This window comes from Anaerospora sp. (assembly GCF_032013335.1).
Taxonomy (GTDB): Bacteria; Bacillota; Negativicutes; order Sporomusales; family DSM-15969; genus Anaerospora.
In genome coordinates this window covers 129,650-148,314 of record NZ_DALZUO010000006.1, presented here as the reverse complement: position 1 = coordinate 148,314, position 18,665 = coordinate 129,650, and the positions used below count along the sequence as shown (strand labels likewise).

General features: G+C 38.5%; 17 protein-coding genes. All 17 read right to left on the bottom strand.

Translation table 11 applies throughout. The features are described from left to right. Positions 1-10: 10 nt before the first annotated feature. Complete coding sequence (locus RTR76_RS07615; RefSeq protein ID WP_312518826.1) at positions 11-940, bottom strand: GDP-L-fucose synthase; 930 nt, start codon at positions 938-940, stop codon at positions 11-13. Further along, positions 933-2,024, bottom strand: a complete 1,092-nt coding sequence (gmd, locus tag RTR76_RS07610; protein WP_312518712.1) for a GDP-mannose 4,6-dehydratase — start codon at positions 2,022-2,024, stop codon at positions 933-935. The genes RTR76_RS07615 and gmd overlap by 8 nt, the downstream gene beginning before the upstream one ends. 10 nt (positions 2,025-2,034) lie before the next feature. Next, positions 2,035-3,705, bottom strand: a complete 1,671-nt coding sequence (locus RTR76_RS07605; protein ID WP_312518710.1) for a glycosyltransferase — start codon at positions 3,703-3,705, stop codon at positions 2,035-2,037. Between the two features lie 61 nt (positions 3,706-3,766). Further along, positions 3,767-6,334 (bottom strand): polysaccharide pyruvyl transferase family protein, encoded by a 2,568-nt coding sequence (locus tag RTR76_RS07600; RefSeq protein ID WP_312518708.1) that lies wholly within the window; start codon positions 6,332-6,334, stop codon positions 3,767-3,769. Positions 6,335-6,441: 107 nt separating this feature from the next. Then, a complete protein-coding gene (locus RTR76_RS07595) occupies positions 6,442-7,818 on the bottom strand; it encodes a hypothetical protein (RefSeq protein WP_312518705.1) in 1,377 nt (458 codons plus the stop codon). Further along, positions 7,790-8,581: a methyltransferase domain-containing protein gene (locus RTR76_RS07590; protein ID WP_312518702.1), complete on the bottom strand. Its 792-nt coding sequence runs from the start codon at positions 8,579-8,581 to the stop codon at positions 7,790-7,792. Before RTR76_RS07590 ends, RTR76_RS07595 begins: the two co-directional genes overlap by 29 nt. Beyond that, positions 8,571-9,707 (bottom strand): DegT/DnrJ/EryC1/StrS family aminotransferase, encoded by a 1,137-nt coding sequence (locus RTR76_RS07585; RefSeq protein ID WP_312518700.1) that lies wholly within the window; start codon positions 9,705-9,707, stop codon positions 8,571-8,573. Before RTR76_RS07585 ends, RTR76_RS07590 begins: the two co-directional genes overlap by 11 nt. A gap of 9 nt (positions 9,708-9,716) precedes the next feature. Beyond that, positions 9,717-10,151: a hypothetical protein gene (locus tag RTR76_RS07580; RefSeq protein ID WP_312518697.1), complete on the bottom strand. Its 435-nt coding sequence runs from the start codon at positions 10,149-10,151 to the stop codon at positions 9,717-9,719. Positions 10,152-10,215: 64 nt separating this feature from the next. Continuing rightward, positions 10,216-11,391 carry a glycosyltransferase gene (locus tag RTR76_RS07575; RefSeq protein ID WP_312518694.1) on the bottom strand — a complete coding sequence of 392 codons (1,176 nt, stop codon included), beginning with the start codon at positions 11,389-11,391 and terminating at the stop codon, positions 10,216-10,218. Further along, positions 11,392-12,783, bottom strand: a complete 1,392-nt coding sequence (locus RTR76_RS07570; protein WP_312518823.1) for a TIGR00180 family glycosyltransferase — start codon at positions 12,781-12,783, stop codon at positions 11,392-11,394. Positions 12,784-12,941: 158 nt separating this feature from the next. Next, on the bottom strand, positions 12,942-13,706 hold the full coding sequence (locus tag RTR76_RS07565; protein WP_312518691.1) for a CmcI family methyltransferase: 765 nt from the start codon (positions 13,704-13,706) through the stop codon (positions 12,942-12,944). Then, positions 13,693-14,739, bottom strand: a complete 1,047-nt coding sequence (locus RTR76_RS07560) for an NAD-dependent epimerase/dehydratase family protein (RefSeq protein WP_312518689.1) — start codon at positions 14,737-14,739, stop codon at positions 13,693-13,695. Before RTR76_RS07560 ends, RTR76_RS07565 begins: the two co-directional genes overlap by 14 nt. A gap of 113 nt (positions 14,740-14,852) precedes the next feature. Further along, positions 14,853-14,996: a hypothetical protein gene (locus RTR76_RS07555; protein ID WP_312518686.1), complete on the bottom strand. Its 144-nt coding sequence runs from the start codon at positions 14,994-14,996 to the stop codon at positions 14,853-14,855. A gap of 15 nt (positions 14,997-15,011) precedes the next feature. Next, positions 15,012-15,545 carry a dTDP-4-dehydrorhamnose 3,5-epimerase gene (rfbC, locus tag RTR76_RS07550; protein WP_312518684.1) on the bottom strand — a complete coding sequence of 178 codons (534 nt, stop codon included), beginning with the start codon at positions 15,543-15,545 and terminating at the stop codon, positions 15,012-15,014. Then, complete coding sequence (locus RTR76_RS07545; protein WP_312518681.1) at positions 15,545-16,777, bottom strand: class I SAM-dependent methyltransferase; 1,233 nt, start codon at positions 16,775-16,777, stop codon at positions 15,545-15,547. The genes rfbC and RTR76_RS07545 overlap by 1 nt, the downstream gene beginning before the upstream one ends. Then, complete coding sequence (gene rfbG / locus RTR76_RS07540; protein WP_312518678.1) at positions 16,767-17,843, bottom strand: CDP-glucose 4,6-dehydratase; 1,077 nt, start codon at positions 17,841-17,843, stop codon at positions 16,767-16,769. Before rfbG ends, RTR76_RS07545 begins: the two co-directional genes overlap by 11 nt. A 1-nt stretch (position 17,844) precedes the next feature. Continuing rightward, complete coding sequence (rfbF, locus tag RTR76_RS07535) at positions 17,845-18,612, bottom strand: glucose-1-phosphate cytidylyltransferase (protein ID WP_312518820.1); 768 nt, start codon at positions 18,610-18,612, stop codon at positions 17,845-17,847. Positions 18,613-18,665: the final 53 nt, after the last annotated feature.

The following is an 18,665-nucleotide window of genomic DNA, read 5'->3' as shown; positions in this document are numbered from 1 at the left end:
AGCACCTACCCTATTGATAATTTTGACAAAACCATTCGTAAGTCCGTAAAAGACCGGTATTAAGGTCGGTTGGAGCCGTCCATCCCAGACTGGCAAGGTAAGTCACATCATTAATTTTTATCGGCGTGCCGTCAGGCTTTGACGTGTCAAAGACAACCTCACCGTCATATCCAACCGTCTTCGCAATCTCGAAAGCCAAATCCTTGATCGACACTCCGACACCTGTACCGATATTGACAATCTTGCTGTCATTATAGGTACGCATCAGATAAAGACAAGCATCCGCGAGGTCATCCACATACAAAAACTCCCGCACCGGTGTCCCAGTACCCCACACTGTAAAATTAGGTGAGCCTGTCAGCTTAGCTTCATGGCATTTACGCATGAGTGCAGGTAAAACATGAGAAGACACTAAATCAAAGTTATCATGCGGGCCATATAAATTGGTCGGCATAACAGAAATATAGGCCGTACCGTATTGCTCATTATAAGCCTGGCATAGCTTGATGCCTGCAATCTTTGCAATAGCATAGGCATCATTAGTTGGCTCTAAAGCTCCTGTCAGCAAAGCCTCTTCCTTGATCGGCTGTCCTGCCAGTTTTGGGTAAATACACGAGCTACCCAAAAACAACATCTTTTTAACCTGGTTTCTCCAGGCGGCATGAATAATATTTGTTTCAATCATTAGGTTTTCATAAATAAAATCAGCCGGATACATGGAATTAGTTAAAATCCCACCTACTTTTGCCGCTGCTAAAAACACATAATCAGGCTTCGCTGCAGCAAAGAAATCAGCTACCGCTTTTTGATTTAACAGGTCAACCTGCAGTCTCGTTGCTATTAGGATATTAGTATAGCCTGCCTTCTCTAAAGCACGAATAATAGCAGACCCTACTAGTCCGCGATGCCCAGCAACATAAATTTTGGCTTCCTTATTCATTATACTGCCGTACTTCAAAGCCATTCTCCTCACAGAGTACATCCCGTTGAGCACTCTTTAGGTCTTCCTGAACCATCATCGCCACTAGTTCAGACAATGTAGTTTTAGCTTCCCAACCTAACTTGACTTTTGCCTTACTGGGATCGCCTAGTAAAAGTTCAACCTCTGTGGGACGAAAATAGCGCGGATCTACCTCTATCAGTACATTTCCGGTTGCTTGATCAAGACCTTTTTCGTCCACTCCACTACCCTGCCATTTGATTTCAATACCGATTTCCTTGAATGCTTGCTGTACAAAATCACGAACCTTCGTTGTTTGCCCGGTAGCAATAACAAAATCCTCTGGCTGCTCTTGCTGCAGCATCAGCCACATAGCTTCCACATAGTCCTTGGCAAATCCCCAGTCACGTTTAGCGTCCAAGTTTCCCAAATACAATTTTTTCTGCAAGCCTAGCTTGATTCTGGCTACTGCCCTGGTAATCTTGCGGGTAACAAAGGTTTCCCCTCTTAAAGGGGATTCATGATTAAATAAAATCCCGTTGCAGGCGTACATCCCGTAGGCCTCGCGGTAATTCACCGTGATCCAGTACCCATAAAGCTTAGCGACCGCATAGGGGCTGCGGGGGTAAAAAGGAGTTGTCTCCTTTTGAGGACTTTCCTGGACTTTACCGAATAGCTCACTGGTGGAAGCCTGATAAAAGCGGGTCTTTTTCTCTAACCCCAAAATACGTATAGCTTCCAGAAGCCGTAGGGTTCCTAAAGCATCCGCATTCGCCGTGTATTCGGGGGTTTCAAAAGAAACCTGTACGTGGCTTTGAGCTGCCAGGTTATAGATTTCATCTGGCTGCACCTGTTGAATAATACGAATCAGGTTGGTAGAATCGGTCGTATCGCCATAATGAAGAAAGAAATTCACCTGTTCCTCATGGCGATCCTGATACATGTGATCAATCCGGTCTGTATTAAATTGTGAGGCGCGGCGTTTGATACCATGGACTTCGTAGCCTTTTTGCAATAATAATTCGGATAAATAGGCACCGTCTTGGCCGGTAACGCCGGTGATGAGTGCGATTTTTTTGCCCATAATAACCCCTCTATTTATGTATAGAACAGTATAGTTTTGCAGCAATAGCCGTGAAGCCCATTGCTTCTAGTTGTTTGCCAATTTCGGCATAGTACATTGACGCTATAATTACAGCGTAATCAGCGCCAGGGTCATTCAGCATCATCGGTGAATAAATTGGCCGATTATACATCAAATAATCCCATTTTCTTCTATTGTTATCAATAAACCCTACTACAAGGTTGTCCTGTCCCTGCAGTTTCAACTGCTCGAACAATTCTTGTGCTGTGTTCCCAGTCCCCCAAATTAGTAGTCGCTTATTTCTAAGATTGATCATCTCTGCGATTCGAATTTGCTCATCACATGTGAAACTTATATCCTTGGAGATATCAATAATCCATGGCATAATTGCTTCAGATATTTCTGGAAACATCACTGGAACATGCATAGAAATGGTCGGCCGGGAAGTTTTTACAACATCTTCAAACAAGCCACTGTATCGTTTTGCCTGAACCTCCAAAGCAAATTGTTCTTCAGAAAACTGTCGGCAAAAGCTTTGCATGGAAGACCCTAATAAAACTTCTTTCAGTCTTTGTGCAAACTGTTGACAATTTCCCGATGAAGCTAAATAACCATTTTCCCCATTTTGAATAACATCAGACATACCGCCTATGTCAAAAGCTACAACAGGTGTCCCGCAGGCCATACTTTCCAGCATCACATTGGGAAGGTTATCCTCTAAGGAAGGCAGTGCTAACACATCAGCTGCAGAATACGCCATATTCAAGGCATGATTATCTTTTAGATACCCCAGCGCCCTATATGGCACACCTAAATTCTCAATAAGCGGCGAAGACTCACCAAATAATAATATGAATATCTGCTGGTTATTTATCAGGGACGCAATTTGTTGATCTTCACAAAGCAATTCCATTGATGTTAGCAGCTCGGAAAAACCTTTTCGCCGTTCTTTAAGAGACACAGCACCAAACAGAATTACTTTCGCCGTCTTCGGAATATCAAAAAATCTTTTTGCCGTTTTTTTATCAACTGCAAGGAAGGATTGCGTGTCTAATGAGTTAGGGATTACTTCAATGCGATGCTCTTTCAACACAGTGCTTTCCCGGGCACAATCAGCCAACCATCGGCTAGGAGTGACAATAACAATATCTTTCGGCAAATACCGTTTCTTGGCGGCCAGGATAGTTTGCGTTATATTGAAAGGATTTTCTTTTAGCTGAGGACAACCAGAGCAATCCCTTTTATATTTTTCACAGCCGTGATCATAATGACAGCCGCCGGTCATGAGATTCTGGTCATGTAATGTCCATATGACTGGCTTACCCATCTGTCTTATGTGGACTACGGCCTCAAGCGATAAAAACTGCGTAACCCAATGGAGATTTATGACATCAAGATCTTTAATACTTGATAAAAAGTCAAAACCAACGGACGGATATAAAACCGAACAAATTGTATTGCCCTCATAAATGTTATTAAAAAAATATTTCGTTACAAGGCTATCGAATACAATATTGTGCGTATCAGGAGAAGTAAGGTTTATTACACTTGTACCATTGGTTGATTTATATTTAACAAACATTGTACTGTCCTGCCCGATTTGATTCAGGCCATTATGAAGACGCAGAGCGGCATTGCCCGCTCCTTGATTGTCATATGCGGAAAATAATCCTATCTTCATGGAAACTCTCCCGACTATTTATTTAAGGATGAACCAATCTTTTTCATGCTATTTTATACCGTCATCTTCTCTCGACTATATTCCTTTGTTCATAATGCCTAACAATATGGCATGGATCGTCAATAATTGATCTCATGGAAATCATATGATTAATTTTACCAACATCTGTAAGAAATCCATTAATCTTCCCGCCACTAGTATAGTCGAGTGCAATAAAGTCGGTACCTAGAGTCTGCGCAAATACAACCGAATGAAATCTCATGCAAAGATTTATATGAGATGTTTGCATGGCTTGTGTAATACTTTCAACTGTAGAAAGTCCTCTCTCAACAAAATGCTTACGTCCGGAAAAATATTTACGAGTGAAATTAATATTAAAGTCTCGATCATCATTGCCAATTGCAAAATTATGCATGGAATAAAAGTATGGAATTAAATCATAAGTATCACAAAAGTTTATAATATTCTTTGCCAACGCTTGTTCTAAATCATCTTTAAAACTATAGAATTCATCCATATTCACCGCTGCTCTATATTCAGTCGTTAACTCTCGAAGGAAACAAGCTATTCTTGTTTTCCCTTTACTATTTTTAGTCTGAAATTTTTGTAAAAAGCCGATAGCTGGATCACCGATATTTTTTATACCTTTCCGTCCAGTAAGTCGATGCGCATGTTCGACAGATGCATCATCCCTAAGATAGATTTCATCCCCCATAGCAAGTATATTTTTTACCGCTTCCGTTTTTTCCTCGGTATATATAGGCCCGATACCACAACCATAGACAACTGTCTTACCATCATTTTTTTTCGCCATGTCGAAGGCCCAAAGAATTAGGGATAATTCATCAAGCTCCATTAACGGCCCTCCGCCTGCAACCACCACATTGGCAACAGATGCATACAAAAAGAACTCTTTGCTAAATACCGGAACAACTCTAGCGTTGATTTTAAGTTCTTTTAATGTACGCTCTGTCACAAATGGGTACAGCGATGAAACCATAAATCTTGCGGTAGGATATCTTGCCTTATAGTGATCCACGATCCCTCCCAGAATCGCTTTATCCCCTACTGTTTCTGTACCGTACCAACCCACAATAAATATAGTAAAGTTCTCTGGTTTTTCACCATTTATATCTATACTAAAAGAATTTCTTCGGTTCATATACTGCTTAATAGTAAAGTATTGTCGCCAGTGCTGCTCCTCCCATTTCATATGAATCAATTCAGGTGAAAGTGCACCATGATAATCATGAATACAATAATCACAGTATGTTTGTTTATACTGCTCAAGATATGCTAAGTTTTCCGTATAGAGCTTTATACCGGAGTTCTCCATTAGATTCCCAATAACTTTTGATTTTGGAGCACAATATGCAAGCCCCCCATGACAGTCTAGGTTAACTGCACGTTGTTCTTGATAGGGACAACTGATTAATCTTTTACCGCCTCGAAGCATATTTTTAATACTTCTATACGTATTTTTTATTGTTTCATCTTGCTCATAGGTATACTCTAGCTTAGAAAAAAATAGCAAAAGCTGATATATCTCGTCCTCGTTAAAATTTCTAATGAAATTTTTATTATCATGATTATCCAATCTATTGATAAATTCAGCAATACGAAAACGACCGTAGATACCATTTTCTCTCAAGTAAACTAATACTTCTTCTAAATCCCACACATTTGATTTCGTAATTGTCGTACCAGTGCTAAAGGTAATCCCGCTAGATTTCAGAAATGCAAGAACCTGTTCTACCTTATTGAAACTGCCAGATACTCCTCGGTTGCAGTCATGAGCTGAACCAATGCCATCCAGTGAGAGCATAACGGAAAAGCTTTTTTTGTGCGCCAAACACATCCGGTTTATTTTCTCAATATCAGAAATCACTTTGTCAGGATTGAGTGAATTAGAAATCATACTTAAGCCACTTAACCTCGGCAAAGCATCAATCGCTGCCCGGAAATAATTTGGTAAATTCTCCACTAGCGTCGGCTCGCCGCCAGTGATACCAATATGTTCAACGTTTGCAAATAATGGATCTGTTAATATGTTCCTAAACTCATCTACGGTAAAATACTGTTTATCATTTTTCTTCCAGACATTGCACATCAAGCACTTTGAATTACAAAAGTTATTTACTTGATAATTAATAACTTTAATATTATGACGTATCTCTCGGTCCTTATGGTAAGACTCGCCAAATTCCACATTTTTTTTATTGTATAATTCGTAGATAATTTCACAAAGTTGCAATCCATCATAAAAATGTACTTCATCCTGCAACTGCATCTCGCGAAGCTGTCCAGCTATCTCAGAATAGTATATACTAGCGACTAAAACGATCAATTCGTCTTTGTCTAAATCAGCAATAAAATTCGGATTATAAATCGGAATTCCCTGTAGCTTTCCTCCCTGTTTATGCGGAGCATTATCTACACAACAACGGACAGGAACCGCTATCAAACTCAAGGCTTCCAGTACTTGACCACCTGATGTTCCAGCCCCAAAGACAATCACTTGTTTCTTACGAAAATCATCCGCTAACTTCAATATATCTATTTCCGAATACCGATCAGCTAATACAGCTTGTTGTTGCCAAGCATTTATTGTCTCATATGGAACTTTCAACTATTACTCAACTCCTTGAGTAGCTTTTTTTAAGATTCAATAAGTCTACTGTCCACATTGCATGAATTTGTATATGTAAGCTGAAATTAAATTTCAGTGTATACTTATCATAATTTATCAAAAAATGCCTTACTACTTTTCTTGTAATCAAATATTTCTACAAAAGCATTCTTAACATTGTTTTCATAAAACGGATAATCTTTCACTATTTCTTCAATGGCTTCAGGTATTTCTGCTAAAGAGTCTATAACTTTTCCTAACTTATACTTTTTTACATCATCTGCCATTCCAGGCAAATTCTTAACAATAACAGGTTTTCCACAGCTAAGATACATGAACAGTTTGCCAGAACTTCTGCCGATAAAATGTGCATTATCACATTTTCTAGAATACCAAACTAGTCCAATATCATATTGCTTAACCAGCTTTACATATTCTTCAGGAGATAACTTATGTTCGATTATTGTAATATTTTTCTTAGCAAGTTTATCCTTATTTCTCTCCAAATAACCACTACCTCTATCCCATCCGGACAATGTAAGGCTATGGTTATATTGATTAACATCATTAATAATTTCAGAAATCACTAATTCCTCAAACCCTCCACTAAAAAACAAAGAGCCTGTACATTTTTTGCTATCATTATCAGTCATAGAATGCGAATAATACGTATTTGGTATATAATAGGTGCATTTATGTTTAATACCATGTTTCGCTGAAATTTTTTCTCGTATCGCATCTTGAATAACCATACAACAGCTATTGTAACAATATAATTTTTCTAATATCTTGTTAACGAAAAACATCGCCTTATCACGAAAATCAACTATATATATATCAGAATATCCTTTAGAATCATAGCCCAGCTCTCTTAGTTGCGCGCTAATTTCACCTATGTACATAGAGCCAATAATAACATACGGTCTATCGTCTGCATTTGACTTCTCTAAAGTTAGCGGAGAATGTATGGGAAGGCCTTCGAATTCTTCACCCCATTTAGCTGAATTGTTATCAATAAAACCCGTGGCCTTAAAACCTGATTGCCGTACCCATTGAATGGCCTTCTGCCCAAATTTTCCGGCCCCCCAAATGTATAGAGGTCTATCATTAGGAATTTCTTGAGGTATAATTTCAGATGGCTTTTCCGATATTTCCAAATTGTAATATATATATTTATTAAATCTGTTAAATATAGATGCAATAGCAACATTTTTTGCATCATTTGGGTCAAAGCAGATCACATATTCATAATTATTTTGGATGATAAACTTTGTATATTTTAATAGCTCGTCTAGCCATCCTTTAGCCTGTATAATATGTACCTCATCAAAGAAGCACTTGATATTTTCATCATCACATGTAGAATCAGTCACTATTGTGACATGGAAATTTCGTTCTTTCAGTTCATTAGCACATTGATAAACCGCCGGATAAGTCGATAAGCCACGAGCGGAATTAGCTAAGACTAGTAAAGCTTTTCTCATTTTCCTGTTTTGCCCCCTTTTGTCCCACAAAACACACATTCCAAGTATCATATCCGGGAGTTTTTCCAGTAATAAATTCAAAGGAATCAATCAAGCAAAATCCTACTTGTTCTAACAGAAGCTCTACTTCCGGCCTAAAAAGATATCTCATAGTATGAACTTCCTGCAGCTCGCCAAAAGTTCCGTATTCCTTATCCTTAATATACATGTGATAGTTTACATCTACCAAGTTTGAATTTGGATGCATAACTGGTTCTGCTATTCTTGCTATATGTATCTGTGCATCCTCTAGTCGCTTTACCCGAACCACAGGCCGATTAGACAATACCGCAGGGCCATACCAGCAATCAAAAATAAATATTCCTCCAGGCAGCAGCTGCTCAAAAGCAGTAGAGAAAGCCTTGTACAAATCACTATTGCTAGTCTGATAGCTCATTACATGAAATAAAGCCGTTGCAACATCAAATTTTTCTTCTAAATTAAATTCTTGTAAATTAGATAAGGTGAATGATAAATTCGAATTGTTTTCCGCCCTTATATATGCTTCCTGCAACATTCCCTCACTCATATCCACACCATGCACTTTATAGCCCTTCTGGGATAAAAGTTCTGCATGTTTTCCCGTTCCACAGCCTAAATCTAATATATTTTCCGCTCTAATATTATATTTTCTGATTAAACTATCAATATAATTAGCTTCACCAATATAATCTTTATCCCTATAAAGCAAATCATAATAATGCGCATATTTATCAAAAGCCACTTTGCTTCACCTCAGACAAAGCCTTTTTCAATTTTTCAACAACATATATCTGCTGCTCATCGGTTATTGTAACGCCACTCGGCAAATAAAAGCCTTTTCTAGCCAATCTTTCAGCATGGGGGTAACTTTCTCCAGCAAATAGCTTCATCTTTTCAAATACCGGCTGCTCATGCATGCACCAGAAAAAGCCTCTTGTACCAATTCCTTCTGACGCTAACTTATTCATTACAACTTCAGCATCTATGTTTAACTCATCATCTAATACAATGCCATATACCCAATAAATATTATCGGCATAATCGGTCTTAGCTACCGGCAATTGTATGACCTCCACACCCTTCAGAAGCTCTGTATACATTTTGCCAATATGTCGTTTCTTGGCCACTGTCTCATCAATACGTTCCAATTGCGCAACACCAATTGCAGCCTGCATATTTGTCATCCTGAAATTATAGGAAAGTTCTTCATGCACATAGCGTTTTTCCGGACTAAAGAACAAATTTCGCACTAATTTACATCTCTCCGCTAACTTCTCATCATTGGTTAAGACCATGCCGCCTTCGCCGCAGGTAATATGCTTATTGGGATAAAAGCTGAATGTACTAATGTCTCCAAAGCTGCCGCACGGTCTGCCTTTATATGCCTGCCCATGCATTTCTGCTGCATCCTCGATAATGCGAAGCTTGTATTTTACTGCAAGTTCCAGCACCTTGTCCATATCGACTGGCAACCCATAAATATGAACCACCATAATAGCCTTGGTTTTAGGCGTAATCTTGCTCTCAATATCTTCCACTCTCATATTCCAGGTTAACGGATCAGCATCCACCAGTACCGGTTTGGCACCTGCTCTGACGAGCGGCGCGGCACAAGACATAATCGTAAATGTTGGCATAATTACTTCATCATCTTTGCCTAATTCTAAAGCCATCACTGCCGTATCAAGCGCTACTGAGCCATTAGACACAGCAATACCGTATTTACGATTTGTAAGCTTCGCCATTCCTTCTTCAAACCGGCTTACAAACGGTCCTTCAAAAGAAATCCAGCCACTATCTATACATTCATTCAAATATTTCCGTTCATTTCCATCCAGTTTAGGCTCATTGACAAAAACTTTTCTCAACTTCAACACCTACTCAACTAATTTAACTTGCCTTGCATCAATACCAGCAAATCGCGTTTTATCTCCCTCACCGGCATACGGCCCCTGCTTTACCTCAAACATTTCAACCTCTTCTAGGACCTCAAAGCCATGCCCGCCGGATGCCAGTAAAATTACATCACCTGCGCCAATGATATGACTTTCCAAGTATTTCTGCTGGTTATCATAGAAATCAACTCGCAATTTCCCCTTACGTATAAACAAAACCTCTTGTGTATAATGCACTTGACGTAATATCAAATTGTGAACATGTGGTTCAATCAATTTCCCTATGGGGTGATTCATATATGCTACTTGCTGCGAAAAATCATTAGGAGTAAAAAAGTGAATTCCTGGCTGGGAAAAATTCGCAGGAATTATACAACCCAACAACTCTCCCTTATGCATGACTTGTTGCATCATCATAACCTCAATCTACAATTCTTCTTTTGTTGAAACCAAGTTACCTTTTCGAATTCTCAGTTAGCCTTTAGCCCATTGAGCCAAAAGCCTTATATGCATCCCAATAATGTATGTTTTCTATGAAACCCATTTCTGAAAGCTGAGCACCTATTTCCGCTCCATACTGGCTGGCAATAACGATAGCAATTTTTTCTTTATTTTCTTGAAGTAATTTTTCCGCCCCATAAACCGGCAATCCCTTAAAGACAGCGCCCCACTTTCGTGGATCATTATCTATGAAATAGACAACAGACAACGGCAAGAAACCAAGTAAATAATTACTATATTCTCCTGTACTAAAAACAACTACTTCTCTTTTTATAAAACGATTCATTAATGACAAATCATTTCTTAATCCAAATACTTTGGAATCCATTTCAATATTATTTAAATATACGTCGGCCTCGTCCCAGAATTTATGTCTTATGCACATGACCATCTGTCTGGTTAAATGCTTTATCCATACATCTATTCCACAATAGCTAATAATATCGTTCTTATATTTGCTGATAATATATTGATACCCATCAATATTTCTTTTATGATTTTTAGATATCGTTTCATCATTATGTAAACAATAAACAAATAAAGGCTTATTTAAATAAATAAACTTACAATATTTTGATAAAGAAATCGCAGTATCCCACTCCTGATATGACGGCACTTCATTATCTAGATACCCAATCTTTTCAATAGCCATTTTTGATGTAAAAATAGCTTGAAACATCGGTCCTGGTTGTTTTAACAAGGTACTATAAACATTATCCCCACTAATATTCGGTAGTTTCCACTCAGAATCCTTAGACATCCCATCCTTTCTCACCAAACAGTTTCCATGTACAACAATAAAAGGATTAAATTGATTCACTTTCGCAATATCTATTTGAAGTTCTAATTTATTCTTCTCCCAAATATCATCGCTGTCTAAAAAGGCAATCCATTTGCCACGTGCAAATTTTACACCTTCATTTCTAGCAACTTGTGCACCAGCGTTAGCTTTTAGACAAATATAATGTATCTTAACTTTTATGGAGTTTTTTTTGATATTTGCAACTATAGTTTTAGTATTATCCGTCGAACAATCATCAACTACAATAATTTCATAAGGAAGATAAGTTTGCTCTAAAACCGAGTTTATTGCATACTCAATTGTTTTTTCCCGATTATACGCAGGAATAATAACGGATATTTTATTGTCTTCCATCTAATCATCCCCGGTTATCTCATCTTTATTCTCAGGTCTGCACTTTCGCCTATCATTGATATAAGGCAACCAGATAGGACTGGTGGTACATTCAAAATCTTGCTTAAAATTAACCGCATTCAATGGCTTTTCGGTTCTTGTCCGGTCTAGCAAAATAAAATATATTAGATATTGTACTATTTTAAAAAACTCATCTTTGCTTATATTCGGAAAAATACTATGATATACTTCCCATGCCATATCAATGTGCTCCTCAAAAGTGTCATCTAAAACAATATCATAAATTACTTCCCTATCTTTTATTTGTAGAAAGCCAGGTCTTTCACGAAAAATCCACTTTCCTTTTATAGCTCCAATTTTTCCCCAGGACAGCAATATAATATAATAAAAATATTCCATAAAGTGGAGATTCTTTTTTTGAACAAGCTGAACTTTTTTACTAAGTAAAAACAATACTTTTTGTATCTCTTTTGTACGAAATGCCATGTAGAAGAATGTTTGCGCCGCATGGTTCCATTGCCTTATTCGCATGTCGAAAGCATCAGCAGAGATAGATTCCTTCAGAGTAGCAACATGCTCATATTCAATATTTTTCATATTATTATCATTGAAAGCATAACATTTTCCCGTAGCAGCAAAATAATCACTATATTGTTCTAAAAACTCAACACTTTCCTCTAGCCCTTCTTGTAATAAAAAATCATCATCAGCAGAAATGGCACAAAACTCAGTTTCAACCTTTTGTAACCCCTCATGTAAGCGCAGGAAAACATGCGAAATATCCGCATTTTCTGTGAAACACGGCATACATACTCTATCTTGTGGCATGTCTTTAATAAAATCTGCAATCTGACTTTTTATATTTTGCGGACTAGCATCTAGGATGACTAAGCGGATGCCCAATTCTTCGCTATTAAGGCTACCATAATACGTAATGGCTCGTTTTAGCAACTGCGGTCGTTTATAAGTTGGAATGAGTATAGTTATTTCCCGGTTATATTTCATTTTTTCTGCATTTGCAAAAGGAATCCCAGCCCATTCAAATTCCCCATTGAAATTGACATACTTTTGTATAAAGGGAAGCATATCCATTTCATGTTGCAAAAGTACGTTTCCCTCTTTTATTGGAGCATTAAAGAAATGGGTATTAGCAATCCCCATTGTTAATAATTGAAATCCAATAGTTTGTACATAAGTACTCGCAATGACTACGATATACCTGTTAGGATCATAAATCTCCTTTAATTTAGCAGGAGAAATAACCTCTTTCTCATAAAAAGAGGTACCCCACATGTTTTTATTGTTATCGCAAAAAAAAGCAATGCGCGCCGTTGGATGAGTTGCGACAAAACATTTTGCAGTATTAGCAGTTCCAAATACAATATACTCCATCACTGACTATCTCTCCCTCAGTTAGCTTCTTAAATATATAGTACATCGACGGATTGCCTCGTTTGAATCAAAGAAAATTAGTTTGCACTTCAGATATCCCAATAAATTTTAGATTTAGCTTTTCCGGCCTTGGATTCATATCTGAATAGACTTACTGTTTACCTAATCCGTTTAATAAAAGCTCCCGGCCAGTAAGTAACACGTTCTGTGATGATTCCTTCATTAAATAAGAACTTAGGTTCTTCAATTACAAAATCTTCATTTTGTGCTACAAAATCTAGCGCTGCTTGTTTTGGGTTGCTCCATGACCATTCAGGATTTGTCCGGGGAGCTCCAACGACTTGTTCCATAATCCCATCAGTAGCCACTATGAACGACTCAACACTCACCAGCGGAGCGTAAGCAGATAGCTCGGATAATACGTGACTTTTCGTGTGACAGGAGTCAAGCAAAACCAACACTCTATCTTCTGGTTTAATTTGCTTTTTTACCTGTTCCACAATCAACGGATCAATGGAGTTACCTTCAACTAATGTAATATATGGAAATAGCGGATGTGATTCAATAGCCTTTCTGTTATGAGGTCGGATCTCAACATCCACCCCGATAACTCTCCCCTTATCCATCATTTTACACAGTCCGGCATAAAAAATTAGCGATCCACCGTGTGCTATACCAGTCTCAATAATAACATCAGGTTTTAAGGTATAAATAACTTCCTGAATTCTTATCATATCTTCAGGCAACTGAATTATTGGTCTTCCCATCCAAGTAAAACTGTAGACGTATTTTGTATCCCAGCCAGCACGCAACCAAGCATTGGATATTATAGCGAATGCCTCAGGTGAATTAAGTGGATATATTTGTTGATCCTGTTCGGATTCAGTTTTAATTAGATCATTTTCTAAATCAATTATAATCATTTATTCCTCCTAAAGAATAATATTCACCTACTAAACCTTCCAAGTCTTCTACAATTAACGAGGGTATATAACTGAATTCTTCTTTTATACGAGATATACTAATTTGTGGAAACTGTACTTCTATAGCATGCTTATCTGTTTCAACCTTACATCCTGTTATTTTTTCCAGCTTTTGAGTGATTTCTAAATTCGAAGTATTTATGCCACTTGCCACATTATATATCTGGTAATGTCCATGCATTGTAATTTTCAATATCAGGCTTACTACATCATTCAAACTTATATAGTCCTTTGCTGAAGATAAAGAGGTCAGTAATCTAATTCGTTTTTTCCATATTGCATCTTTTATAATGCTAGGTAAGAAATTATTTGAATGAGTATCTAGACCATACACATTTGACAGTCGTACAGCAGTTGCCTTTTTACCGCAAGAAAATAACAACGATTCTCCCATAAGTTTCGAAATATTATATATATCATCAAGCAGCAAAGGGGTTGCCTCTATAATATTATCTTCTTGTCCCAATACATTCGTACTTTTATATAAACGCGTTGAAGACAAATATACTATAGATTCGAAATCACAATTGCTGAGTAAATTAGAAAGTTTCCCAACATGAGCGTCTACTGTTTCGATTGGTCTTGTCCGAAAATCGGCAGTGATGCCAATGCAATAGATTACTTTTCCAAGCTTTTTCCCACGAATATCCTCATCACGTCCAGGTACAAAATGCTTTAAATTGAGTTCTTTAAGTCTCTTTACTATTGCCGAACCAATAAATCCAGATGCTCCCAGCACTGTAATCATTCGCGTTACCCCACCGATCTCAAAGGATTGCCAGCCATAAACACCATTTCTCCTAAATATCCTTTTACCTAAAGAGTGCGACCCGACCACTACACCTCGTCGTATTACGCTTCCATCTAAAATCACGGTATTCGCACCAATCCAAAAGTCATCTTCAAATGATGCCACCTTTACTAGGCATGAAAGGCTGCTCTTTAATTTTCTTATTTTTTTCTCTGTATTCATGATTACTTGCAGCTAAAGTACAATTAGCTGCAATAAGCACATTACTACCGATTGCAACTCCATTCCCACTATAAATACTGACGCCGGCATTAATATACTATTTTCCCCTATTATTATATTACCGCTCCCCCAGCCGGTTTGATCTTCACAAATGAGTCGATCATCACTCCACTTTCTATGATAATCTCTGAGCCTTTAACAGAATCTTCTATATCAGCCTGCTTAGAAATTCGTGCATTTCCGGATATCCTTAGCATGCAGTCCTCCTATAGTTAAGCTATAAAATTCGCATAACTCTTATCTTTTGAAGATATAATCATTTCTTTGATTTTGGGCCATTCCACATTTATCGTCGAGTCATCCCATCGCACACCCCTTGCACACTCAGGATGATAAAAATCACTCATCTGATAAAAAACGCTCGTATTATCCTGCAAGGTTTGAAATCCATGAGCAAATCCCTCCGGAATATATAGCATGCGATGATTCTGTGCAGATAGCTCAAAAGCTTGCCATTGCTTGAAAGTGGGAGATTTTTCTCGCAAATCAACGATAACATCATAAATCGCACCAGAGATACAGGATACAAGCTTAGCTTCTTCATATGGCGCAGCTTGGTAATGCATACCGCGTAACGTACCCCGTTTAACATTATGAGACAGATTACACTGAACCAAATTTGAATTCAGACCATATTTCTCAAATTCTTTTTTACACCAGGCCCTAGCAAAAAAACCCCGCTCATCATTAATATATTCCAAATCAATAACATAGGCCCCAGACAATCTAGTCTCAGTGAAGATCATTACAATACCTCCACGGTTGGAATGGCCACAATAAATTTGCCGCCCCATTTCCGGATATATTCCAGCTGCTCCATTATTTCATCCTTCAAATTCCACGGTAAAATCAAAACATAATCCGGTTGGGTTTTCCGTATTTCGTCTGGATGGAATATCGGGATATAGGTTCCCGGCAAAAATTTCCCTTGTTTGTGAGGACTGCGATCCACTGTATATTCGAGAAAGTCGGTTCGGATGCCGCAGTAGTTCAAAAGTGTATTGCCTTTTGCAGGGGCACCATAACCTACAATGGTTTTCCCTTGGAGCTTTAACTTAATTAGGGAAGCCAATAATTCTAATTTAAGGGATTTTACTTTTTCAGCAAACGCACGATAAGTATCTATTTCTTTCAGTCCGAATCTTACTTCCTTTTCCTTCATACTGGCTACTCGATCTGTTACTACATGCCCATGAAACTCACTATGACAAGCATACACCCTCAGTGATCCACCATGGGTTGGCAACTCTTCCACATCAAACATTATTAACCCATGTACGCCAAAAATCTTCTCCACTGTTTCAAATGACAAATAGGAAAAATGTTCATGATAAATGGTGTCAAATTGCCGTTCTTCCATTAATTTCAATAAATGGGGAAATTCCATCGTGATGACGCCGTCTTTTTGCAGCAGTATTTTCATGCCCGCAACAAAATCATTGATATCTGGCACATGCGCCAATACGTTATTTCCTAATAGCAAATCAGCTTTTACTCCATCGTCAACCAATTTTTGTGCCAAATTCCTGCCGAAAAAGTCAATCTCTGTAGGAATCCCTTTTTCTAGCGCTGTTTGAGCAACATTAGCCGCCGGTTCAATTCCCAATACTGGGATACATTTTTCGGTAAAATTTTGTAGTAGATAGCCGTCGTTACTGGCAATCTCTACTACAAGCTTCTTGTCCGTAATCGCAAACCGTTCACGAATCTTCTCCGTATATTGCCGCGCATGCGCCAGCCATGTATCCGAATAGGAACTAAAATATGCGTAGTCATTAAATATTGTATCAGGGCTTTCAAAGTCTTCTAACTGAACTAAGAAGCACTTTGGACATACATAAGCATGCAATGGATAAAATGCCTCTTTATTATTAAGTTGCTCAGGCGATACATAGGAGTTTGACAATGGCGACATTCCGAGATCGACTACAGTATCTGTTAAATGGGTTTTGCAAAACCGGCATTGTTTAGCAGACATCTCCATTCTCCTTACATATTTTCTGGTATTGTGCAATTTGCTCTAAGGTTATTGCTCGCGGGTCTTCGCCAGCAAAATATCGCTTATACCACTCAACAGTCATAGCAAGGGTATCCTGCATATTTAAAACCGGATACCACCCCAACTTATGCCTAGCTTTAGATGAATCTAGCTTTAAATAGTGCGCTTCATGCAGATAATCGCAGCTGTTCACAGACCATTTAGCCTCTTGACCCCATAAACGGCAGAAAACATCAACCATTTTCCCTACCGACCAAGCATGGCTTTCATTTGGCCCGAAATTCCAGCCTTCAGCATAAGTTTTTCCACCATCCCATAGTTTTTGCACCAAAAGCAAATATCCTGACAGTGGTTCCAATACATGCTGCCAAGGTCGAATCGCATGCGGATTCCGAAGTAGGATAGATTGTTCTTTGTGGATAGCACGAATACAATCAGGCACAATCCGATCTATTGCCCAATCACCACCACCGATTACATTACCAGCCCTGACGCTTGCAATATTACCAGTATGGTCTGCGGAAAAATACGAACGGCGATAACTGGAAATAACCAGTTCCGCACAGCCCTTACTACAGCTATAGGGGTCATGTCCTCCCATAGACTCATTCTCTCGATATCCCCATACCCACTCACGATTCTCATAACATTTATCACTTGTAACATTAATCACGACCTGGACTTCCGGCGTATGTCGCACTGTTTCCAATACATTGGCAGTCCCAATAATGTTCGTTGATAAAGTTTCTATGGGATATTGGTAGGAATTTCTTACCAGCGATTGCGCCGCCATATGAATCACAATGTCAGGTTTGTGTTTCTGCAATGCTACTTGCAGTTTTGGATAATCCAATATATCTCCCTCAAGAGATATCATCCCATCGCTAACATGCGCTGCATCAAATAGCGAAGGATTGGACGGCGGCTGCAATGCATAACCGATTACTTGTGCACCGAGAGTTTGAAGCCACAAGCTTAGCCAGCTTCCTTTGAAACCTGTATGTCCGGTAATAAAAACTCGCTTGCCCTCCCAGAATTTATCCATATTACCAAACCTTCCAAGGAGCTTTTCCCGACTCCCAAAGTTCTTCTAATTTGATTTTATCGCGTAGTGTATCCATTGGCTGCCAAAAATCTTTATGCTGATAAGCGGAAAGCTGATTGGTTTGCGCCAGCCTTTCCAGGGGTTCCCGTTCCCATATTGTGGAGTCATCCTCAATTAAATTAAAAATTTGGGGTTCTAAAACAAAATAGCCGCCGTTAATCCAGCCACAGTCTCCCTGGGGTTTTTCCTCAAAACTAGTAATACGAGATCCCTGCATGTCCAAAGCGCCAAAGCGTCCGGGAGGCTGTACTGCTGTCAGTGTAGCCCATGTACCCTGAGCTTTATGAAGCTTGATAAGTTCATGTACATTAATATTGGCTACACCATCACCATAGGTAAAGCAAAAGGTTTCTTCCCCTATAAAATTCTTTACCCGTTTGATACGCCCCCCTGTCATCGTCTGTTCTCCGGTATCAACTAAAGTCACCTTCCAAGGATCAGCATGACGTTCATGAACTTCCATGGAATTATTGACCATATTAAAGGTAACATCAGATGTATGTAAAAAGTAATTGGCGAAATACTCCTTTATCATATACCCTTTGTAACCACAGCATATGATAAAATCATTGATTCCATAGTGGGAGTATATTTTCATAATATGCCAAAGAATAGGCTTCCCGCCAATTTCGACCATCGGTTTCGGACGAACCTGCGTTTCTTCACTTATACGAGTTCCAAGTCCTCCCGCCAGTATAATTGCCTTCATCATATACCACCTCCATGTGATAATATCCCCCATGTACTTTCTAGTGAATTTTT